Raw genomic sequence first — 20084 nt, 5'->3', positions numbered from 1 at the left:
CCCCTGCGACCCGCGGCTCAATGCCGAGCAGTCGCTGGAACTGGCCTTCCTGAGCGCGGAGGAGCTGAAGCCCCGCAAGGCCGCCGCGCTCGCGACCCCGGCCCAGGCGGCGCAGTGAACAAGCCGCCCCCGCTCGGCGGCGCCACGCTCGGCGCCGCGCTGGCGACCGGCGTGCCGCGGCGGGATGCCCCCGCCGCCACGCCGCCTACCGACACGTCGGACGCGGTCATCACCGCGCGGACGGATTCCTACTTCAACCGCACCAAGCAGATCGTCGCGCGCTTCGGCGACACGCGGGTGACCTACGCGGTCTTCCTGCGCCGTCCCGTGGTCTGCGCGCCGCGGCTGATGCTCGACTGGCTGCGGGCCGTGGCGAAGGCCCGCGGCACCGACGTGCACATCGAGGTGATGCACGAGGAAGGTGTGTGGGTCGGCGCCGGCGATCCGCTGCTCTACATCACCGGCTCGCTCGTCGCGCTGTCGGACCTCGAGACGCTGCTGCTGCAGAAGCTCGGCGCGGCCTGCGTCGCCGCCCACAACGCCTACCAGATGTGCCTCGAACTGCCGAAGGTCGCCTTCCTGGCCATGGAGGCCCGGCACTGTGCCGGGGCCGAGATGCAGGAGATGATGGCCTACGCCGCCTCCGTCGGCAGCCGAGCGGCGCAGGCCGAAGGGGCCAAGGGCTTCATCGGCAACGCCAATGACGCGACGGCCCACTGGTTCGGCCAGAAGTCCGGCTACGGGACCATGCCGCACGCCCTGATCGGCTACGCCGGCACCACCGTCCGTGCGGCCGAGATGTTCCACGAGACCTATCCGACCGAGCCTCTCACCGTCCTCGTCGACTATTTCGGGCGCGAGGTGACGGACGGCCTGGCGGTCGCGCGGCGCTTCCCGGAACTCGCCGCCGAGGGCCGGCTGGCGGTGCGCCTCGACACCCATGGCGGCCGCTTCCTCGAGGGCCTCGACCCGGCGGAATCCTACGCCGTGCTGGAACGCCACGCGCCGGGCGCGATCCGCCGCTACCGCAGCGAGACGGAACTGCGCCACCTGGTCGGCACCGGCGTTTCCGCCGCGGCGATCTGGAAGATGCGCGAGGAACTCGACACCGCCGGCTTCCCGAAGGTCCGCATCGTCGCCTCCTCCGGCTTCGGGGTCGGCAAGTGCCGCGTGATGGCCGAGGCCAAGGCGCCGATCGACGTCGTCGGCACCGGATCCTTCATCCCCGACGCCTGGTCGGAGACCTACGCGACCGCCGACATCGTCGACTATGACGGCACGCCGCGGGTGAAGGTCGGGCGCGAATTCCTGCTGCGCAACGGGGCGCGCCGGCGCGGGGGCGCCTGACGGCGCCACCCTGCGCGATCAGCGCATGTCCACACCCTGCTTGCCCTGCGCCATGGCCTGGGCAATCAGGCGGCGTTCCTGCTCGGCACCCTCGGCATCGGTGAAGAAGGTGAAGATCGCGAAGCGCTCCCCGCGCGTGACGGGCAGCGCCTCGTGCAGCAGGTCGCAGGAGAAGATCACGCAGCCGCCCGCCTCGGGCTCATATTCCTCGGAGCCGAATTCGGGGAAGCGCAGCGTCCCGCCCTCGTAGTCGCCGGTGTTGAGGTTCAGGCTCATCGCGAAGCGGCGATGCGCCGTGGTCGGCGTGCGGTTGTCGCGATGCGCGCCGAAGGCGCCGGCGTCGGTCGCGGAGTAGCAGCCGATCCGTGGCGCCTCGAAGCTCGCGGCGCGGAAGCGATAGGCGCGCCACATCTCGGGCGCCACGCGCCGTTCGAGCCGCTGCTGGAAGCGGTCATAGAGCGCCCGGTCGTCGAGGAAGACATCCGTGCGGCGCTTGATGTCGGCGACCGCGCCGGTGCCGACGGCCTCGCTGCCCATGGCGACGCGCCCCTGGCTCTTGGTGCCGTTGCGCCAATGGGTCAGCAGCGCCTCGATCAAGGCGGGTTCGAGGACATTCGGGACGATCAGCACGGGCGCGCCCTGGCGGCGCGGCGCGGCGGCGGGTTGTGGCGGCGGGATGGACTCGATCGCGGCGTCGAGCGCCGACTCGCCCGCCCCGAGAAACCCGATCCGCCCGCGCGGGGTCAGCACCACGGCGCCCACATCGGGCAGGCCGAACCCGTTGAGCAGCCGCCGTGCGGGGTCGAACAGCCGCTGCGGGCCGCCCGGCCGCGGCGCACCGGCGGGCATCTGGCACACCACCAGGAACAGCTGCGCCCCGCGCTCCGCGAGCTGTGCCATAGCGGCGGCCAGGCGCTCCGGCGTCGGCTCGATCCCGAGCAGCAGCACGCGGTGCGACCCGGCGATGGCCTGGCCGTGCAGGTCGACGTTCTTCCCGGCCGCGTCGGGGAGCGTGAGCGAGAGGAGGAGATCCCCTTGCCCGAGGGAGGCGCTGTTCGACATGGCAGCAATCTCGCACCGGAATGTGTGGGCCGGAACCGGTTTCTGGATCGAGGCCGATCGGCGATGATCGACGTCTATGCCGGATCCGACGCCGCCGCCCGCCCGGGCCCCGATCACGCCCGACGCGGCCGCGCGCGAACGCCGCATCGGCTGGATCTGCGCCGTGCTGCTGCTGTTGGTCTGGGCGAGCTTCCATCTCGTCTCCCGCTTCGTCGTGCGGGAGACGCTGACGCCCTGGGATGTCGCCGCATTGCGCTACGGCGGGGCCTTCCTCTGCGTGCTGCCCTTCCTGGCGCTGCGCGGCCTGCCGCGGGTTCCCGTCGCCCGCATCCCGGCGGCGCTGGTTTTCGCAGGGCTCGGCTTCCCGATCATGGCCTATGCGGGCTACCGGCTCGCCCCGGCCGCGCATGGCGCGACGATCATGGCCGCCGGCCTGCCGGCGGTGACGGCCATCCTCGCCGCGCTGGCGGGGCAGGGGATGCCCTCCCGTCGGCGGATGCTCGGCATCGGAACGATCATCGCGGGCAGCCTGCTGCTCGCCGTGACGACGGGCGGGGCCTGGGCGGGGGCCTGGCGGGGGGACCTGCTGTTCCTCGCCGCGGTCAGCAGCTGGGCGGTCTACACCCTGCTGGTCCAGCGCTGGCGGCTGCCGGCGCTCGACACCACGCTCGCCATCGGGCTGACCGCCGCGCCGGTCTATCTGCCGGTCTGGTGGCTGTTCCTGCCTTCGGGGCTGGCCGAGGCCTCCTGGGCGGCCATCCTCGGCCAGGCGGCCTTCCAGGGGGCGGGGGCGGCGATCATCGCCGGCGTCCTGTTCACCCGCTCGGTCACCGCCCTCGGCCCGACCGTCACGACCATGATCGGCGCCGCCGTGCCGGGCATTGTCGCCCTCGTCGCCTGGCCGCTGCTGGGGGAGGCGCTGCCCCCCGTCGGGCTGCTGGCCGTGCTGCTGGTCTCGGCGGGCATGCTGCTCGGGATCGGCGGATCGCGTTGACCCCCACCCCGGCGATACCTAGGTTCCGCGGATCATGGCCGACACGCTGAAGATCGCGCTCGCGCAGATCAATACCACCCATGTGGGCGCGCTCACCGCCAATGCGGACCGCATCCGCGCGGCGCGGGCCGAAGGGGCGCGCCTTGGCGCGGACCTTGTGGTCACCCCGGAGTTCTCGGTCGGCGGCTACCTGCCCGAGGATCTCGTCCGCAAGCCGGCCTATGTCGCGGCCTGCGCCGAGATCATCGCGCAACTCGCCGCCGAGACCGCCGATGGCGGCCCCGGCCTGATCGTCGGCGGCCCCTGGCAGGACGGGGACAAGCTGCACAACGCGGCCTTCCTCCTCGAAGGCGGGCGCATCGCCGCCCGCCGCGCCAAGCACGAGCTGCCCAATTACGGCGTCTTCGACGAGAAGCGCGTCTTCGATGCCGGCCCGGTGCCCGGTCCGATCCCGTTCCGCGGCTTCCGCATCGGCCTGATGGTCTGCGAGGATTGGTGGCTGCCGACGGTCGCCGAGACTCTCTGCGAGACCGGCGCCGAGATCCTGCTGTCGATCAACGGTTCCCCCTTCGAGGCCGACAAGCACGAGACGCAGCGCCTGCCGCTCGCGGTGACGCGCGTCGTCGAGACCGGCCTGCCCTTCGTCTTCCTCGGCCAGGTCGGCGGGCAGGACGAGATCGTCTTCGACGGCGCCTCCTTCGTGCTCAATCCCGACCGTTCGCTCGCGCAGCTCATGCCATCCTTCGCCGAGGAGGTGCGCCTGACCGAATGGCACCGGGAGGGCGAGCGCTTGGTTTGCAAGCCCGGCGCCATCGCGAAGGTCCCGGACCGGCTCGGGCAGGTCTATGCGGCGATGGTGCTCGGCCTGCGCGACTATGTCGGCAAGAACGGCTTCCCGGGCGTGGTGCTGGGCCTGTCGGGCGGCATCGATTCCGCGATCTCGGCCGCCGTCGCCGTCGATGCGCTGGGGCCCGACCGCGTGCGCGCGGTGATGATGCCCTCGCCCTACACCAGCGGCGAGAGCCTCGAGGACGCGGCGGAATGCGCGCGCCTGCTCGGCATCCGCTACGACACGATCGGCATCGGGCCGGCGATGGATGCCTTTACCTCGATGCTCGCCCCCGCCTTCGGCAACCGCCCGGCGGACATCACCGAGGAGAACATCCAGTCCCGCATCCGCGGCGTGACGCTGATGGCGCTGTCCAACAAGTTCGGCGACATGCTGCTGACCACCGGCAACAAGTCCGAGATGTCCACCGGCTACGCCACCATCTACGGCGACATGTGCGGCGGCTATTCCGTGCTGAAGGACGTCTACAAGACCATGGTCTTCGCGCTCTGCCGCTGGCGCAACGCGCATGTCCCGGCCGGCGCGCTCGGCCCGGCGGGGGCGGTGATGCCCGAACGTGTCATCACCAAGCCGCCCTCCGCCGAGTTGCGCCCCAACCAGAAGGACCAGGACAGCCTGCCGGAGTACGAGGTGCTGGACGCGATCCTGGAAGGGCTGATCGAGGGCGAGAAATCGGTCGACGCCCTGGTGGCGGACGGCTTCGACCGCCCGACCGTGCTGCGCGTTTGGAAGCTGCTCGACCGCGCCGAATACAAGCGCCGCCAGGCGCCGCCGGGCGTGAAGATCACCGCCCGCGCCTTCGGCCGCGACCGCCGCTACCCGATCACCAACGGCTTCACGGCGCTGGTGAAATGAGCGGGGAATTCGAGGCCGAGGTCTTCCCGCGCGGCGAATTCGCCGTGCAGATCATGGACATGTCCGGCGCCAACGGTTCCGATCCGGTCGAGACGGTGACCGGCTTCATCAGCATCGAGCACGCCAACGCCTTCGCCCGCCGCTACGTGCGCGATTCCGTCGAACGCTGCCGCGCGCCGGGGATGGACGCCAAGGCCGTGCTCGACGCCTGGTTCGCCTATGGCGAGGATGCCGAGGTGCTCGGCGCCGATGACGATGCCTGGGTGAGCCGCTCGGAACTCAAGGACTTCGCCGACACGCCCGTGCGCGACGCCGAGGAGCGCAACTGGCGCGTCCTCGATCCCCGCCAGGACGAGGACGACGACGAGGAGGAGGACGAGGCGTGAGCCATTCCGTCCTCTGCGGCGACTTCGCGCATTACCAGGACCCCGACGAGGAATGGTCGGTCGACGGCTTCCGCACCGCGGAGGCCGCCGCCGAATACGCCCGCCGCTTCGTGCGCGACCAGATCGAGGGCCTGCGGGGCGAATACGCGTCGCCCGATGCGCTGCGCGACGCCTATCTCTCCTTCGGCGAATACGCGATCGCGCCCGGCTTCGACCTGCAGGCCTGGCTCGCCCACTGCATCGCCAATCCCGCCGCCCGCAAGGCGGACACCGACTACCAGGCGCTCGATCCCTCCGCATGAAACTCCGCTTCGCCCCGTCGCCGACGGGTCTTCTCCATGTCGGCAATGCCCGCGTGGCCGTCGCCAACTGGCTCTTCGCGCGCCACCACGGCGGCGCCTTCGTGCTGCGCCTGGACGACACCGACCTCGAACGCTCCAAGCCCGAATTCGCGCAGGCGATCGAGGAGGATCTCCGCTGGCTCGGCCTCGACTGGGATGAGCGCGTCGCGCAGTCCGACCGGCTCGACCGCTACGCCGCCGCCGCGGAAAAGCTGAAGGCCTCCGGCCGCCTCTACCCCTGCTTCGAGACCGAGGAGGAACTCGCCTACAAGCGCGAGCGCCGCCGCCGCGAAGGCCGCCCGCCGATCTACGACCGCGAGGCGCTGAAGATGACGCCCGAGCAGATCGAGCGCGCCCTCGCCAACGGCAAGCAGCCCTATTGGCGCTTCCGGCTGTCGATGCGCTCGGTCGGCTGGCGGGACCTGGTGCTCGGCGACCGCACGGTGAAGCTCAGCGCCATCTCGGACCCCGTGCTGGTCCGCGCCGACGGCTCGCCGCTCTATACCTTCACCTCGGTGGTCGACGACCTCGAGATGGGCGTCACGCACATCATCCGCGGCGAGGATCACGTCACCAACACCGGCATCCAGCTCGACCTCTTCGAGGCGCTGGGCGGGAACCCCGCGACGCTCGCCTTCGGCCACCTGCCGCTGCTGACGGATGAGGAAGGCGGCGCCCTGTCGAAGCGCCTCGGCTCCATCTCGCTGCGCCACCTGCGCAAGGATGGGATCGAGCCGGCGGCGCTGGTGGGCTACCTCGCCGCGCTTGGCACATCCGCCGATCCGGTGCCGGGGATGCCGCGCGACCTCGCGCCCACCTACGACATCGCCCGCACCTCCCACGCCACGGCGCGCTTCGATACGCGGCACATGCTGGCGCTGAACCGCCGCGTGCTGCACGAGGCGCCCTTCGACGCCATCCGCGCCCGCCTGCCCGAGGGTGCGGACGAGGCCGCCTGGCTCGCCATCCGCGGCAACCTCGACCTGATGCGGGAAGCCCGCCATTGGTTCGAGATCGTCCGCGGCACGATCATCCCGCCGGTGCAGGACGGGGAGCACGACTTCCTCGCCGCGGCCCTCGCTGCCCTGCCGCCCGAACCCTGGGATGCCGGCACCTGGCGCGCCTGGACCGAGGCCCTGAAGGCCACCACCGGCCGCAAGGGCAAGGGCCTGTTCCACCCGCTGCGCCTGGCCCTGACCGGGGAGGAACAGGGCCCCGACCTCGGCACCCTGCTGCCGCTGATCGGGCGGGAAAGGGCGGCGTTCCGGTTGCGCCTGTCAGCGGGCGCTTGAACCGGGCGCGGGTTCCGCGCCATAAGCAAGGCATGTCCGCGTCCAGGCTCCGCGCGCCCGCGCTCTGTCGCTGAACCGCTCTTCCGGGGAAGATGCTTCCCCGCGCGCCTGCACGACGCCCCCGACCTCCGCCGACGACGGACCGCCATGACCGACCTCTTCCTCCACGACAGCGCCGCGCGCACGAAGCGCCGGTTCCAGCCGATCGATCCGGCTCATGTGCGGATGTATGTCTGCGGCCCGACGGTCTACGACCTCGCGCATCTGGGCAACGCGCGCCCGGTCGTGGTGTTCGACGTGCTGGCCCGGCTGCTGCGCCGGCTCTATCCGCAGGTGACCTACGTCCGGAACATCACGGACGTGGACGACAAGATCAACGCGCGCAGCCGTGACTCCGGCGAGCCGATCGCCGCCATCACCGCCCGCACCACCGCCGATTTCCACCGCGACATGGCCGCCCTCGGCGCCCTGCCGCCGGATGTCGAGCCCCGCGCGACCGGCCACATCGCCGAGATGATCGCGCTGATCGAGCGCCTGATCGCGAACGGCCACGCCTATGCGGCCGATGGCCACGTCCTGTTCAGCGTTCCCTCCTTCGGCGACTACGGGAAGCTATCGGGCCGCACGCCGGACGAACTGCTCGCCGGCGCGCGCATCGACGTCGCACCCTACAAGCGCGATGCCGGCGATTTCGTGCTGTGGAAGCCTTCCGACGACGCCACGCCTGGCTGGGGTAGCCCCTGGGGCCGCGGACGCCCGGGCTGGCACATCGAGTGCTCCGCGATGTCGTGGAAGCATCTCGGCGAGGAATTCGACATCCATGGCGGCGGGCACGACTTGATCTTCCCGCACCATGAGAACGAGGTGGCGCAATCCGTCTGCGCCTTCCCGGGCCATGCCTTCGCGCATTACTGGATGCACAACGGCATGCTGCTCGTCGACGGCGAGAAGATGTCGAAGTCGCTCGGCAATTTCCGCACCGTGCGCGACATCCTCGCCGAAGGCCCCTGGGCCGGCGAGGCCTTCCGCCTGCTGCTGCTGCGCACGCATTACCGGGCCTCGCTCGACTTCACGATGGAGGCGTTGCGCGAGGCCAAGGCTGAGCTCGACGACCACTACGCCATGCTCTCGCGCGCGCCGGCCGCGCCCGGCGGCGGTGCCGCGACGCACCTGGCCGACTGGGTCATCGCGCCGCTGCTCGACGACCTGAACACGCCGCTTGCCCTCGCGCGTCTGCGCGACCTGCGTACGCTGGAGAATGCCGTGACCGTCGGCGGCTCCCCGGCCGTCGCCATGGAGCGCGCGGGCCTGACCACGCCACCCGCGCCAGGCGTAGCCGCCGCCGCCTTCCGCGAGGCCGCCGCCGTGCTCGGCGTCGCCACCGGCGATCCTGCCGCCTGGCTGCAGGGTGGGGGCGACGACGCCGCTGACGTCGAGGCCGCCATCGCCGCCCGCCTCGCAGCCCGCAAGGCGAAGAACTGGGCCGAGGCCGACCGCATCCGCGACGACCTCAAGGCCAAGGGAATCCTACTCGAGGACGGCGCCGGCGGGACCACCTGGCGGCGCGCTTGACCTTCCCATTGTGGGAAACCCCATCTCCCCACCCGGTCCACTCCAACCGGGAGAAACACAGATGATCCGTCCCGTCCTTGCCCTTGCCGCCGCCCTGGTCGCGCTGCCCGCCCTCGCGCAGCCGTCGCATCAGGGCCATGGCGCCCCTGCCGCGGCCGCCGCACAGGAACCGGCCTCGACGCGCGAATACCGCGCCGCGTCGGACCGCATGCATCGCGACATGGCGATCCGCTACACGGGCAATGCCGATCGCGACTTCGCCGCCGGCATGATCCCGCATCATCAGGGCGCCATCGACATGGCCCGCGTCGTCCTGCGCCATGGCTCCGACCCGGAGATGCGCGCGCTCGCCGAGAACATCATCCGCGCGCAGGAGGCGGAGATCGCGCAGCTGCGCGCCTTCCTCGCCCGCACCCAGCCGCGATGACCGGCGGGCGGAAGGATGGGCGGGCGAGGCTGACGCCGCCGGCGGGCGAGAGCCCCATCATCGTGCTGGTGCGCCCGCAGATGGCGCGCAACATCGGCACGACGGCGCGGGCCATGGCCAATGGCGGGCTTTTCCACCTGCGGATCGTCGCCCCGCGCGACGGCTGGCCGCAGGCCGATGCCTATCCCTCCGCCTCGGGTGCCGATGCGATCCTGGATGCGGCCCAGGTCTTCGATACCGTGGCGGAGGCGGTCGCCGACTGCCACCGCGTGATGGCGACCTGCCCGCGCCCGCGCCATGTCGTGGTCCCGGTCCGCACCGCGCGCGCCGCGGCGGAGGACCTCCGCGAGATCGCCGCGCGCAACCTGCGGTCCGCCGTGCTGTTCGGGCCGGAGCGGGCGGGCCTCGAGAACGAGGACATGGCCTGCGCCGACACGCTGGTCCGCTATCCGCTGAACCCCGAGCACATGTCGCTCAACCTGGCCCAGGCGGTGATGATCCTGGCCTATGAATGGTGGACGGCCGCCGAGACGACCCCGCCGCGCGCCCTGATGACCAACGAGACGCGCGTGGCGACGAAGGGCGAGCTCGAGGGTTTCCTCAACCGTCTGGTCGCCGAGCTCGACGCGACGGGCTTCCTGGACAACCTGGAAAAGCGCCCGGGGATGGTCCGCAACCTGCGCCACTGGTTCCAGCGCGGCGAGGTCACGGAACAGGAGCTCCGCACCCTGCATGGCGTGGTCACGGAACTCTCCCGCGGCCGCATGCGCCGCGGCCGCCCGGACAAGGACGACCCTGCGGCGCCGTGGCAGGTATCGGGTTCCAAGGGCCCTTAGGCCCTTGGTGGGTTCAGGGCAGAGCCCTGGTGGGGTTTCGGGGCGAAGCCCCGTCTCGCGTTACAGCTTGGCCGCCAGCTTCCGCGCCAGCAGCAGCCCGAGCCCGCCGCCCGCCGGCGCCGCCGGCAGCGCCAGGATCCACCCCGCATGATTGCCGTTGAGCACCAGGGCAAGCCCCGCATAGAGCATCAGCCCGCCCACGAGGCTGCCGACCACGCCCGCCGTGAGGCCGAGCACCAGGATGTCCGATCGCGTCACCATGGCGGCGGAGTAGGGGCCAAGGCCTTGGTTTGACAAGCCCGGCCCGCACCTCTAGACGACCGCCACCTTCCGGGAACGTGGACAGGCCTTCGGGGCCTGCGCCCGCCTTCGCCCAGCCTGGGCCCAGGCCTACCGGGACAACAGCCCTCCGGGGCACAGTAAGAAGGCCCGCACGCGCAACGCGGCGGGGTGCAGCGCATGACCAAGCGCGCCGAATCCAAGTACAAGATCAACCGCCGCCTCGGCGTGAACCTCTGGGGCCGCGCCAAGTCCCCGATCGCCAAGCGTGAATATGGCCCCGGCCAGCATGGCCAGCGCCGCAAGCAGAAGCCGACCGACTTCGGCGTGCAGCTGATGGCGAAGCAGAAGCTGAAGGGCTACTACGGCAACATCGGCGAGAAGCAGTTCCGCAAGTACTACGAGGAAGCGGTTCGCCGGAAGGGCGACACCTCGGAGAACCTGATCGAGATCCTGGAGCGCCGCCTGGACGCCGTCATCTACCGCATGAAGTTCGCGGTGACGCCGTTCGCCGCCCGCCAGTTCGTCAACCACGGCCATGTGACCGTGAACGGCAAGCGCGTGAACATCCCCTCCTACCTCGTGAAGGACGGCGACCAGATCGAGGTGAAGGAGAAGTCGAAGCAGCTCGTGGCCGTGCTCGACGCCGCCCAGTCCGCCGAGCGCGACGTGCCGGAATACATCGAGGTCGACCACCGCGCGATGCGCGGCAAGTTCCTCCGCGCGCCGAAGCTCTCGGACGTGCCCTACCCGGTCCAGATGGAACCGAACCTGGTCGTCGAATTCTACAGCCGCTGATCCGTTCCTCGGATCGTCGCCTGGCAGCGCCGGGGCCTTCGGGTCCCGGCGTTTTGCGTTTCAGGGCCCAGGCAATGGGCAGGTAGCCCGTAGAGATGCGGAATCCTTGGGCAGGGCCCGTGGGGGTTGAAGTTTTCCTGCAATAAAAGACTTGAAGAAGATTTCTCTCTCCGGATAGGGTGTGGCGACAGACACGTTCTCCGGCTCACCGCCGGTCCGCCCGCAGGATCCGCGCATGAACGTCATCGCCGCCCGCAGCGCCCTCGATGCCATGACCGACGGCATCTCCGCCGCCCTTCGCACGGCCGGCGACGACCCTTCCGCAGCGGTCGCCGAGGTCATCGGCCGCTTCGCCGCCGACCCGATGCTGCTGCTCGGCCGCGACTGTCCCTGCCGGGCCGAGACCTACATCCGCCACCTGCTGCACGAGGATGCCGAGGAAGGCTGGGCGGTCGCCGCCCTGGTCTGGCGCCCCGGCCAGATGTCTCCCGTCCATGGTCACAAGGCATGGTGCGCCGTCGGCGTGCATCGCGGCATCCTGACCGAGACCTTCTACGAACCGGGCGAACCGCCCGTGCCCTCCGGCATCGCGATGCGGCGCCCGGGCGACATCACCTTCGGCCCGGCGCGGCCGGACGCGATCCATCGCCTGGCCAACCTCGGCACCGAGACGGCGATCTCGATCCATGCCTACGGCCTGCCCTACGCCCGCTTCTGCACGGACCTGAACCGCATCCACGCGGCCTGACCTGCGGCTTCATGCCTGCCCCGCGCCGCGGCGCCGTTTCGCGGCGCTCGTCGACAGGGCAGGGTGGCGGCGATGAATCCGAAAATCCTGCTCGGCCTCGCGCTTGGCGTTGCCTCGTCGCTCATCTGGGGCGGGCACGCCGTGGTGGCGCGGCCGGCGCTGGCGGGACAGGGCTTCCACCCGCTCGACCTCGCGACCTTCCGCTACGTGCCGGCCGCGCTGCTGCTGGCGCCGCTCGCCTGGGCGGCACGGGACACACTGGCGCGGATCGGGCTGCGGCGGCTGGCTGTGCTCGCCTTCTTCGGCGGTGCGCCGAACCTGCTGCTCTTCCTCTCGGCGCTGGTCTATGCGCCGGCCTCCCATGGCGGGACCATCGCGCCGATGACCGTGCCGATCGCCGGGGCGGTCCTCGCCGTGCCGCTGATCGGCGAGAAGCCGAGCCCCGGCCGCGCGGCCGCGCTCGCCGTCATGGCGGCCGGCGTGCTGATGATCGGCTGGGACGGCGTTGCCGGCGCGCATCCCGGTGCCTGGCGGGGCGACCTGCTGCTGCTGCTGGCCGGCGGCACCTGGGCGGTCTTTACCCTGCTGCTGCGCCGCTGGCAGGTGCCGGCCATTCCCGCGACGGCGGCTGTGACGATCGTCTCGGCACTCGCCGTCCTGCCCATCTGGCTGCCGTGGCGTGCGGCGACCGTGATGGCGCTGCCGACCGGGTCGCTGCTGCTGCACCTCGCCATGCAGGGCATCGTGCTCGGGGCGCTCGCGATGTTCCTCTATGCGCGCGCGGTGGAGTTGCTAGGAGCGACGCGCGCCGCCACCCTCTCGATCATGGTGCCCGTGACCGCACTGCTGCTCGCCGCCCTCGTGCTGCACGAACCGCTCTCCTGGCTGCAGGGGATGGGTGCGTCGCTCGCCGTGGGCGGCATGCTGGCCGCCGTGCTGTTCACGGGTAGGAAGACGGCATGAACGCGATCTCCCCCCCGATGCCGCCGAGCCTCTGGGCCGCGACCGCCCCGCCGGCGCCGCCGACCACGGCGCTTGCCGGCGACGCGCGCACCGGCGTCGTCGTGGTGGGCGGCGGCTTCACCGGCCTGTCGGCCGCGCTGCACCTGGCCGAGGCCGGCGTGCCCGTGACGGTGCTCGAGGCCGCGGAGATCGGCTGGGGCGCCTCCGGCCGCAACAACGGCCAGGTCATCCCGACGCTCTCGCGCCTGGATCCCGACCAGATCGCCGCCGCCGTGACCCCCGAACATGGCGGGCGCGACAAGGGCGAGGAACTGGTCGGCCTGATCCGCGACAGCGCCGCGTTCACCTTCGACCTCATCCGCAAGCACGGCATCGACGCCGAGGCGGTGCAGAACGGCTGGATCCAGCCCGCCCATCGCGAGGGCCGCCTGCGCCTGTCCGAATCCCGCGCCGAGCAATGGGGCCGCCGCGGCGCCCCGGTGCGGATGTATTCGCGCGCCGAGATGGCGGCGCTGACCGGGACCGACCATTGGTTCGGCGGCTGGGGCAATGCGACGGGCGGGCGCATCAACCCCCTCGGCCTCGCGCGCGGCATGGCCGCCGCCGCGATGCGCGCCGGCGCGATCGTCCACACCGCAAGCCCCGTCACTGGCATCGAGAAGGGCCCCGCCGGCTGGCAGGTGAGGACGCCGGGCGGCACGCTGACCGCGGATCGCGTCATTGTCGCGACCCACGCCTATACCGGCGATTTCTGGCCCGGCCTGAAGCGCACCATCGTGCCGGTGCGCTCCTACCAGATGGCCACCTCGGTCCTGTCGGACAACATCCGCAAGACCATCCTGCCCGAAGGGCACGCGCTGTCGGACACGCGCGGCGACCTCTATTTCTACCGGTTCGACGCGAATGGCCGGCTCGTCACCGGCGGCGGGCTGATCGTGCCCGTCGGCTGGGACAGCCGTATCCGCGCCCGCATCACCGACCGCGTCCGCCGCGTCTTCCCGCAGATCGGCGAGGTCACCTTCGACTACGTCTGGTGGGGCTATGTCGCCGGGACCGCGGACCGGATGCCGCATGTCTACGAACTTGCCCCCGGCGTGCTGTCCTGGACCGGCTGCAACGGCCGCGGCGTCGCCCTCGGCATCGCGCTCGGGCGCGAGCTCGCCAAGGCGAGCAACGGCACGCCGCTGAAGGACATCGCCGCGCCGGTCGAGACGCGGCTGCGCACCATTCCGGGCCATGCCTTCCGCGCCATCGGCATCGCCTGGAATGTCGCCAAGCTGCGCCGGCTCGATGCCCGCGACTGAGGTCGCCCTCGCGACCTCCATCCCGCCGGGCATGAAGCGCCCCGGGCCGGGCGGTGCCGAGGCGGGTGCCATCTGGCGGCAGGATTGCATCGCTTCCTGGCCCGCTCCGGGCTGGCGCATCCTGACCGTGAACCCGGCCGAGGAAGCCGCGAGCCTCGCCGGCCTGCCGGAGACCATCGAACGCCGCACCGCCGAACCCGGCGTCGCCGAGGCCTATGGCCGCCCCGGCGCCTGGGTCGGCGACGCGCTGCGCCAGGCGGTCGCGACCGGCGCGCCGGTCGTGGGCCTGGTGAACGCCGATATCCGCCTCGACCTCGATGCCACCCGCCGTGCGGCGCTGGCCGCCGAGGCCCGCCAGGCGATGCTCGCCTGCAACCGCATGGACGTGCAGCACGCCGCGCAGACCGAGGGCGCGGCCTACCGCTACGGCTACGACCTGGTGCTGATGCCGGCCGCGATGGCGCAGCGCATCGACCTGACCGGCTTCGCCTTCGGCGTGCCGTGGTGGGACTACTGGATCGTGCTCGACGCGCTCCTGCGCGGACTGCCGGTGCGCGCGGTTCGCTGCGACGGCATCCGGCACCTGGCCCACAAGGCCGCCTGGAACCAGCCGGGCTGGCGGCGCGCGCTGCGGGTGCTGATGGCGCATCTCGCGCCGCGGCGGGCGGCGCTCGGGGCCCTCGGCCTCGGCCCCGTCGCCGAGGCGGTCGCCGACCTGCTGCTCGCCATCGCCTCGCGCGAGGAGGAAGGCTATCCCGTGGCCGAGATGATCACCGTCGCCGGCACCCGCTTCGGGCTTGAGGTCGTTCGCCTCGCCGAGCGCGAGGCCCTGCGGCTGGATTGAGGACCATGGCAACCGGACCCTGGCGGCGGCGCACCGTCCACGACCTCGTCTTCGCGATCGACGGCAGCGGCTGGCACGAACCCGCCATGCGCGACGCCGTCGGCTTCCGCTGGTCGGGGCCGGGGCGCTTTTCGGTGCTGCGTGTGGCGGCGCCTCCCGGCCCGGGTCGGGGCGAGGCGCAGATCGTGCTCGATCCCGGCGAGGCGATCCCGGATGTCGCGGTCTTCCTCAACGGCCAACGCCTCGCGGTCGCGCCGCGGCGCCTCGGCGCCTCCGGCGTGCTGGACTTCGCCTGGGACGCGGCCGCGGCCGAGGGGGCGGGACCGCTGGAATTCTGGTTCCTCGCCGACCGCATCACGCAGTTGCCCGCGCCGGGCGAACGCATGCGCGGCGTCGGCTTCCGCCTCTCGACGCTGACCATCGAGTCCGCCGACGACGGTCCCGCGCCGGCGCGTGAATCCGCCGCGCTCATTGCTGGCCGGCGCTTTCTGGCCGAACGGCTTCCGGTCGCCGCCGGAAAGCCCTGGGTGTCCTTCCGCAGCCAAGGCGAGACCCGGCTGCTCGACCTGCGGCTCGACGGCGCGCGCCTCGGTCCGACGCCCCAGCCGCACCTCGCCTTCGCGATCCAGGCCGGGGCAGGGGGCACGGAACTCGCCCTCGGCGCGCCGGGTGGCGGCACCGTCACCGCGGGCCTGACAGCGGATGGCGCATGGCGCTCTGGCATCGGTCTTTCGCCGCGCGACGAGTTGCTGGTGCTGCGCCTCGTCGGCGAACTGCCGCGCGCCTTCGGCCGCTGGCTCGACCAGGCCATGGCGGGCGCGGCGCCGGATGCGGAGCTGCTGTCCTTCTGGCGGACGCAGCTCGGCCTCATCGCCCGCGCGGCCGATGCGCGCCTCGCCGCGCTGCTGGCGGACGGGCCGGACCCCTATGCGGGCGACCCCGCCGTGCCTTTCGCCTGGCCTTCCGTCAGCACCTGACGCCGGCGGCGCGCAGCTTCTCGAGTACCTCCGCCGCGCAATCCTCGGGCGCGCGGCCCGCGGTGCGGATGTGCAGCTCCGGCGCCTCGGGCGGCTCGTAGGGGCTGTCGATGCCGGTGAAGTTCTTGATCTGACCGGCCTGCGCCTTGGCGTAGAGGCCCTTCGGGTCGCGCGCGATGCAATCCTCGATCGGCGTGTCGACGAAGACCTCGACGAATTCGCCGGCCCCGAGCAGGTCGCGCACCATCCGTCGCTCCGCCCGGAAGGGGGAGATGAAGGAGCACATCACGATCATCCCTGCATCGACCATCAGCTTGGCGACCTCGCCGACGCGGCGGATGTTCTCGACGCGGTCCTCGGCGGTGAAGCCGAGGTCGCGGCACAGCCCGTGGCGGATGTTGTCGCCGTCGAGCGCATAGGTCGCGCGCCCGGCGCGGTGCAGCGCCTGCTCCACGATGTTCGCGATGGTCGACTTGCCCGACCCCGACAGGCCGGTGAACCACAGCACGATCGGCCGGTTGCCCGTCAGCGCCGCCCGCGACGCCTTGTCGATGGTGAAGTGTTCCTGGTGGATGTTCGACGCCCGCCGCAGCGGATAGGCGATCATCCCCGCGCCGGCGGTGCGGTTGGTGAAACGGTCGACCAGGATGAAGGCGCCGGTCGCGCGGTTCTCCTCATAGGGATCGAAGGGCACCGCCTGGCCGGCGGAGAAGTTGCAGAAGCCGATCTCGTTCAGTGCCAGGCGCCGCGCCGCGTGCTGCTCCAGCGTGTTCACGTCCACCCGGTGCCGGATGGAAGTGACGGAACAGGGCGTCCAGACATTGCCGATGCGCATGAGGTAGCCGCGCCCGGGCAGCATCGGCTCCTCATCCATCCAGAGCAGATGCGCGGCGAACTGATCCGCGACGGCGGGCCGCTCGGCGGGGCGCGCGAGCACGTCCCCGCGCGCGACATCGACCTCGTCCGCCAGCGTCAGCGTCACCGCCTGGCCCGCCTCGGCGCGGTCGAGGTCACCTTCGGCGGCGACGATGCGCGCGACGCGCGTCGCCTTTCCCGAAGCCGCGACCACCACCTGGTCGCCGGGTGCCACGGTCCCGCTCGCGATGGTCCCCGCGAAACCCCGGAAGTCGAGGTTCGGCCGGTTCACCCACTGGACGGGAAAGCGGAAGGGTTTCGCCGACAGGTCCTGCGAGACGTCCACGCCCTCGAGATGCGCGAGCAGTGTCGGCCCGTGATACCAGGGCGTATTCCCCGACTTCGCGGTCACGTTGTCGCCGAAGCGTGCGCTGATCGGGATCGGCACGATGGACCGGAAGCCGAGCTCGGCCGCGAAGGTCACGTAGTCGCCGACGATGCGCTCGAAGGTCGCCTCGTCGAAATTCACCAGGTCGATCTTGTTCACCGCGACGACGATGTCGCGGATGCCGAGCAGCGAGCAGATGTAGGAATGCCGCCGCGTCTGCGTCAGCACGCCCTTGCGCGCGTCGATCAGGATGACGGCCAGCGAGGCGTTCGACGCGCCCGTCGCCATGTTGCGCGTGTACTGCTCGTGCCCCGGCGTGTCGGCGACGATGAAGGACCGCCGGGGCGTGGCGAAGAAGCGGTAGGCGACGTCGATGGTGATGCCCTGCTGCCGCTCGGCCTCGAGCCCGTCCACCAGCAGCGCGAGGTCGATGTCCTCCCCCGTCGTGCCGTGCTTGCGGCTGTCGCGGGCGACGGCGGCGAGCGTGTCCTCGAAGATCAGCTGGCTGTCGTAGAGCAGCCGCCCGATCAGCGTCGACTTGCCGTCATCGACCGACCCGCAGGTGAGGAAACGGAGGAGTTCGTGCTGCGCGCGGGCGGCCATGTCAGAAATACCCCTCGCGCTTCTTCTTCTCCATCGACGCGTCCTCGTCCGTGTCGATCAGCCGGCCCTGGCGTTCGGAGGTCCTGGCCGCGCGCATCTCCGCGATGATGTCGGGCAGGTTCGCCGCCGTGCTCTCGACCGCGCCAGACAAGGGATAGCAGCCGAGGGTGCGGAAGCGGACCATGCGCATCTCGGGCGTCTCGCCGGGTTCGAGCGGCAAGCGATCGTCATCCACCATGATCCAGGTGCCCGACCGCTTCACGACCGGCCGCGGCTTGGCGAAATACAGCGGCACGACCGGGATGTCCTCGGCGAGGATGTAGTCCCACACGTCGTATTCGGTCCAATTGGACAGCGGGAAGACGCGGATGCTCTCGCCGTCGCGGATGCGGGTGTTGAACAGCGACCACAGCTCCGGCCGCTGCGCGCGCGGATCCCAGGAATGCCCCGGCCCGCGGAAGGAGAAGACGCGTTCCTTCGCGCGCGACTTCTCCTCGTCGCGTCGCGCCCCGCCGAAGGCGGCGTCGAAGCCGAACTTGTCGAGCGCCTGCTTCAGCGCCTCGGTCTTCATCACCTGCGTATGCAGCGCGGACCCCGAGGCGATCGGGTTGATGCCGCGCGCGATCCCGTCCGGATTGGTGTGGACCAGCAGCTCCATCCCGACCTGCTTCGCCATGGCGTCGCGGAAGGAGATCATCTCCCGGAACTTCCAGGTCGTGTCGATGTGCATCAGCGGGAAGGGCGGCTTGCCCGGCGCGAAGGCCTTCAGCGCCAGGTGCAGCATCACGCCGGAATCCTTGCCGATGCTGTAGAGCATCACCGGCTTGCGGAAGGAGGCCGCGACCTCCCGGATGATGGCGATGGATTCCGCTTCCAGCCGCGCGAGGTGCGGCGTGAGCGGGGATCGTGGGCTGGCGATGGTCAAGGATCCCTCACGGGCGGAATTTGCCGGGTTTCAATGGCCTTCCGGCATGGTCCGGGTCTTCCCATGGCGCCTGGCATTGCGCAAGTTCCGTGCCCTGCCCGAGACGGACGACCGAGACGATGCGAACCACCCCCGAGATGCGACAGGACCTGGCCCGGCGGTTCGTCGCCGTGGCGCGGGAGGCCGGGGCGCGCATCATGGCAATCTATGGGACCACGACGGCCGAACAGAAGGCCGATGGCAGCCCGCTGACGGCGGCCGACCTTGCCGCGCACGAGGCCATCCTCGAGGGCCTCAGGGCCTGCTGCCCCGAATTCCCCGTCATCTCCGAGGAAGACGCGGCCCTTGCCGCCGCCGCGCCGGAGTGTCCCTTCATCCTCGTCGATCCCCTCGATGGCACGCGGGAATTTCTCTCAGGAAACGGTGAGTTCACCGTGAACATCGCTCTCATCGAGGACGGCGTGCCGGTCGCCGGCGTGGTCTACGCCCCGGCGCTGGGCCGGCTCTGGCTGGGCGCGCTCGGCGCGGGCGCGGAGGCATCCCACGGCGACGCTCCGCCGCAGCCGATCGGCTGCCGGCACCCCGCAGATGACGGCCTCGTCGCCGTCGCGAGCCGTTCCCACCGGGATGCCGCCACCGACGCCTTCCTCGCCGACCGCCCCATCGCGGGCCTGCGCTCGGTCGGGTCCTCGCTGAAGTTCTGCCTGCTCGCCGAAGGCGAGGCCGACGTCTATCCGCGCTTCGGCCCGACCATGGAGTGGGACACCGCGGCCGGCCAGGCAGTCCTTGCCGCGGCCGGCGGCGCCGTCGTCACCCCGGACGGAGATCCCTTCCGCTACGGCAAGGCCGCGACCGGCTGGCGCAACGGCCCCTTCATCGCCTGGGGCGCGCCGAAGCGCTGATCATCCGCGCCGCGTCACCGAGGCCCAGCTCGTCGTGACATGCGCCGCGATCGTCTCGACGCCCTCGCTGCGGATCGTCACCTCCCCGAAGATGATCCGCCCGCGCTTGAGCACGTGGGCCTCGGCCAGCACCGGCCCGGGATCGAGCCGCCGCAGGAAGTGGATGGACAGGCTGGAGGTCAGGCTCTCGTCCCGCCCGCCGGTCTCTCCCAGCAGCGCGGCCCACATCGCGACGTCCGCGAGCCCCATCAGCGCAGGCCCCGAGACCGTCCCGCCCGGCCGCAGCAGTTCCTCCCGCCAGGGCAGCCGGCACACCGCGCTGCCGCCGGCGGCCGAGACCACCTCGATCCCCCAGGCCGCGGCCAGCGGCACGCCGCGATGCACGATGTCCTGGATCGCGCCCGGTGCGGGCGCCGCGTCGTCCATGTCGTTCCTCCGGCAGGCTGCCGCCATGCTGCCGCAGCGTGGCGGCCGACGCCATGCGCGCCGTTGCCGCCCCGCCCCCGATGCGCGATGGATTCGGGCACGGCAACAGG

At 71.4% G+C, this 20084-nt stretch carries 22 protein-coding genes; 17 read left to right on the top strand and 5 right to left on the bottom strand.

Features of this window, described 5'->3' with window-relative positions; genetic code table 11:
* On the top strand, positions 1-118 hold a 118-nt coding region (locus tag GWK16_RS25815), incomplete at its 5' end, for a 3-deoxy-7-phosphoheptulonate synthase (protein ID WP_248291593.1).
* A 53-nt stretch (positions 119-171) separates the two neighbouring features.
* Positions 172-1347, top strand: coding sequence for a beta/alpha barrel domain-containing protein (locus GWK16_RS23795; RefSeq protein ID WP_170056473.1), 1176 nt, complete (start codon positions 172-174; stop codon positions 1345-1347).
* Positions 1348-1365: 18 nt separating this feature from the next.
* Here the strand turns inward: GWK16_RS23795 and GWK16_RS23790 are convergent, their stop codons facing one another.
* Positions 1366-2409: a 2OG-Fe(II) oxygenase family protein gene (locus GWK16_RS23790; protein WP_170056468.1), complete on the bottom strand. Its 1044-nt coding sequence runs from the start codon at positions 2407-2409 to the stop codon at positions 1366-1368.
* A gap of 76 nt (positions 2410-2485) precedes the next feature.
* Here GWK16_RS23790 and GWK16_RS23785 point away from each other — a divergent pair, with 76 nt between their 5' ends.
* From GWK16_RS23785 to GWK16_RS23750, 8 genes are all read left to right on the top strand, one after another.
* Positions 2486-3403, top strand: coding sequence for a DMT family transporter (locus GWK16_RS23785; RefSeq protein ID WP_170056467.1), 918 nt, complete (start codon positions 2486-2488; stop codon positions 3401-3403).
* Between the two features lie 34 nt (positions 3404-3437).
* Entirely contained in the window at positions 3438-5108 is a 1671-nt protein-coding gene (locus tag GWK16_RS23780) for an NAD+ synthase (RefSeq protein ID WP_170056466.1), read from the top strand.
* A complete protein-coding gene (locus tag GWK16_RS23775) occupies positions 5105-5494 on the top strand; it encodes a hypothetical protein (RefSeq protein WP_170056465.1) in 390 nt (129 codons plus the stop codon). The genes GWK16_RS23780 and GWK16_RS23775 overlap by 4 nt, the downstream gene beginning before the upstream one ends.
* Positions 5491-5796, top strand: a complete 306-nt coding sequence (locus GWK16_RS23770; protein WP_170056464.1) for a hypothetical protein — start codon at positions 5491-5493, stop codon at positions 5794-5796. The genes GWK16_RS23775 and GWK16_RS23770 overlap by 4 nt, the downstream gene beginning before the upstream one ends.
* Entirely contained in the window at positions 5793-7127 is a 1335-nt protein-coding gene (gltX, locus tag GWK16_RS23765) for a glutamate--tRNA ligase (protein ID WP_170056463.1), read from the top strand. Before GWK16_RS23770 ends, gltX begins: the two co-directional genes overlap by 4 nt.
* A gap of 147 nt (positions 7128-7274) precedes the next feature.
* On the top strand, positions 7275-8699 hold the full coding sequence (gene cysS, locus GWK16_RS23760; protein WP_170056462.1) for a cysteine--tRNA ligase: 1425 nt from the start codon (positions 7275-7277) through the stop codon (positions 8697-8699).
* A gap of 61 nt (positions 8700-8760) precedes the next feature.
* A complete protein-coding gene (gene copM, locus GWK16_RS23755; protein ID WP_170056461.1) occupies positions 8761-9126 on the top strand; it encodes a CopM family metallochaperone in 366 nt (121 codons plus the stop codon).
* Positions 9123-9962 carry an RNA methyltransferase gene (locus GWK16_RS23750; protein ID WP_170056460.1) on the top strand — a complete coding sequence of 280 codons (840 nt, stop codon included), beginning with the start codon at positions 9123-9125 and terminating at the stop codon, positions 9960-9962. The genes copM and GWK16_RS23750 overlap by 4 nt, the downstream gene beginning before the upstream one ends.
* A gap of 60 nt (positions 9963-10022) precedes the next feature.
* On the opposite strand, the gene GWK16_RS23745 is transcribed toward GWK16_RS23750, so the two are convergent.
* Entirely contained in the window at positions 10023-10259 is a 237-nt protein-coding gene (locus tag GWK16_RS23745) for a hypothetical protein (protein WP_248291590.1), read from the bottom strand.
* Positions 10260-10421: 162 nt separating this feature from the next.
* Between GWK16_RS23745 and rpsD the strand changes: the two genes are divergently transcribed.
* The 6 genes from rpsD (at position 10422) to GWK16_RS23715 (ending at position 15875) form a co-directional block, all read left to right on the top strand.
* Positions 10422-11039, top strand: a complete 618-nt coding sequence (gene rpsD, locus GWK16_RS23740) for a 30S ribosomal protein S4 (RefSeq protein ID WP_168042560.1) — start codon at positions 10422-10424, stop codon at positions 11037-11039.
* A gap of 235 nt (positions 11040-11274) precedes the next feature.
* Positions 11275-11787 carry a cysteine dioxygenase family protein gene (locus tag GWK16_RS23735; RefSeq protein ID WP_170056459.1) on the top strand — a complete coding sequence of 171 codons (513 nt, stop codon included), beginning with the start codon at positions 11275-11277 and terminating at the stop codon, positions 11785-11787.
* Positions 11788-11859: 72 nt separating this feature from the next.
* Positions 11860-12750, top strand: coding sequence for a DMT family transporter (locus GWK16_RS23730; protein WP_170056458.1), 891 nt, complete (start codon positions 11860-11862; stop codon positions 12748-12750).
* Positions 12747-14054 carry an NAD(P)/FAD-dependent oxidoreductase gene (locus tag GWK16_RS23725; RefSeq protein ID WP_170056457.1) on the top strand — a complete coding sequence of 436 codons (1308 nt, stop codon included), beginning with the start codon at positions 12747-12749 and terminating at the stop codon, positions 14052-14054. The genes GWK16_RS23730 and GWK16_RS23725 overlap by 4 nt, the downstream gene beginning before the upstream one ends.
* On the top strand, positions 14041-14898 hold the full coding sequence (locus GWK16_RS23720) for a hypothetical protein (protein WP_170056456.1): 858 nt from the start codon (positions 14041-14043) through the stop codon (positions 14896-14898). Before GWK16_RS23725 ends, GWK16_RS23720 begins: the two co-directional genes overlap by 14 nt.
* Positions 14899-14903: 5 nt before the next feature.
* Positions 14904-15875, top strand: a complete 972-nt coding sequence (locus GWK16_RS23715) for a hypothetical protein (protein ID WP_170056455.1) — start codon at positions 14904-14906, stop codon at positions 15873-15875.
* Here GWK16_RS23715 and cysN read toward each other — a convergent pair.
* On the bottom strand, positions 15865-17721 hold the full coding sequence (gene cysN / locus GWK16_RS23710) for a sulfate adenylyltransferase subunit CysN (protein WP_170056454.1): 1857 nt from the start codon (positions 17719-17721) through the stop codon (positions 15865-15867). The genes GWK16_RS23715 and cysN overlap by 11 nt on opposite strands.
* A 1-nt stretch (position 17722) precedes the next feature.
* Positions 17723-18646: a sulfate adenylyltransferase subunit CysD gene (cysD, locus tag GWK16_RS23705; RefSeq protein ID WP_170056453.1), complete on the bottom strand. Its 924-nt coding sequence runs from the start codon at positions 18644-18646 to the stop codon at positions 17723-17725.
* 119 nt (positions 18647-18765) lie between these two features.
* Here cysD and cysQ point away from each other — a divergent pair, with 119 nt between their 5' ends.
* Positions 18766-19548 carry a 3'(2'),5'-bisphosphate nucleotidase CysQ gene (gene cysQ, locus GWK16_RS23700; RefSeq protein WP_248291589.1) on the top strand — a complete coding sequence of 261 codons (783 nt, stop codon included), beginning with the start codon at positions 18766-18768 and terminating at the stop codon, positions 19546-19548.
* Here the strand turns inward: cysQ and GWK16_RS23695 are convergent, their stop codons facing one another.
* Positions 19549-19974 carry a PaaI family thioesterase gene (locus GWK16_RS23695; protein WP_170056452.1) on the bottom strand — a complete coding sequence of 142 codons (426 nt, stop codon included), beginning with the start codon at positions 19972-19974 and terminating at the stop codon, positions 19549-19551.
* Positions 19975-20084: the final 110 nt, after the last annotated feature.

This window comes from Neoroseomonas marina, assembly GCF_012927745.1.
Classification (GTDB): domain Bacteria; phylum Pseudomonadota; class Alphaproteobacteria; order Acetobacterales; family Acetobacteraceae; genus Neoroseomonas; species Neoroseomonas marina.
This window is presented reverse-complemented; position numbering and strand designations above follow the sequence as displayed.

Bases quoted from the DNA above. Each gene is read 5' to 3' on its own strand.
- gltX (WP_170056463.1), top strand. From the start codon at position 5,793: ATGAAACTCCGCTTCGCCCCGTCGCCGACGGGTCTTCTCCATGTCGGC.
- GWK16_RS23695 (WP_170056452.1), bottom strand. From the start codon at position 19,974: ATGGACGACGCGGCGCCCGCACCGGGCGCGATCCAGGACATCGTGCAT.
- GWK16_RS23730 (WP_170056458.1), top strand. From the start codon at position 11,860: ATGAATCCGAAAATCCTGCTCGGCCTCGCGCTTGGCGTTGCCTCGTCG.
- GWK16_RS23750 (WP_170056460.1), top strand. From the start codon at position 9,123: ATGACCGGCGGGCGGAAGGATGGGCGGGCGAGGCTGACGCCGCCGGCG.
- cysQ (WP_248291589.1), top strand. From the start codon at position 18,766: ATGCGAACCACCCCCGAGATGCGACAGGACCTGGCCCGGCGGTTCGTC.
- GWK16_RS23790 (WP_170056468.1), bottom strand. From the start codon at position 2,409: ATGTCGAACAGCGCCTCCCTCGGGCAAGGGGATCTCCTCCTCTCGCTC.
- GWK16_RS23725 (WP_170056457.1), top strand. From the start codon at position 12,747: ATGAACGCGATCTCCCCCCCGATGCCGCCGAGCCTCTGGGCCGCGACC.
- GWK16_RS23775 (WP_170056465.1), top strand. From the start codon at position 5,105: ATGAGCGGGGAATTCGAGGCCGAGGTCTTCCCGCGCGGCGAATTCGCC.
- copM (WP_170056461.1), top strand. From the start codon at position 8,761: ATGATCCGTCCCGTCCTTGCCCTTGCCGCCGCCCTGGTCGCGCTGCCC.
- GWK16_RS23715 (WP_170056455.1), top strand. From the start codon at position 14,904: ATGGCAACCGGACCCTGGCGGCGGCGCACCGTCCACGACCTCGTCTTC.
- GWK16_RS23735 (WP_170056459.1), top strand. From the start codon at position 11,275: ATGAACGTCATCGCCGCCCGCAGCGCCCTCGATGCCATGACCGACGGC.
- cysS (WP_170056462.1), top strand. From the start codon at position 7,275: ATGACCGACCTCTTCCTCCACGACAGCGCCGCGCGCACGAAGCGCCGG.
- cysN (WP_170056454.1), bottom strand. From the start codon at position 17,721: ATGGCCGCCCGCGCGCAGCACGAACTCCTCCGTTTCCTCACCTGCGGG.
- GWK16_RS23785 (WP_170056467.1), top strand. From the start codon at position 2,486: ATGCCGGATCCGACGCCGCCGCCCGCCCGGGCCCCGATCACGCCCGAC.
- GWK16_RS23720 (WP_170056456.1), top strand. From the start codon at position 14,041: ATGCCCGCGACTGAGGTCGCCCTCGCGACCTCCATCCCGCCGGGCATG.
- rpsD (WP_168042560.1), top strand. From the start codon at position 10,422: ATGACCAAGCGCGCCGAATCCAAGTACAAGATCAACCGCCGCCTCGGC.
- GWK16_RS23780 (WP_170056466.1), top strand. From the start codon at position 3,438: ATGGCCGACACGCTGAAGATCGCGCTCGCGCAGATCAATACCACCCAT.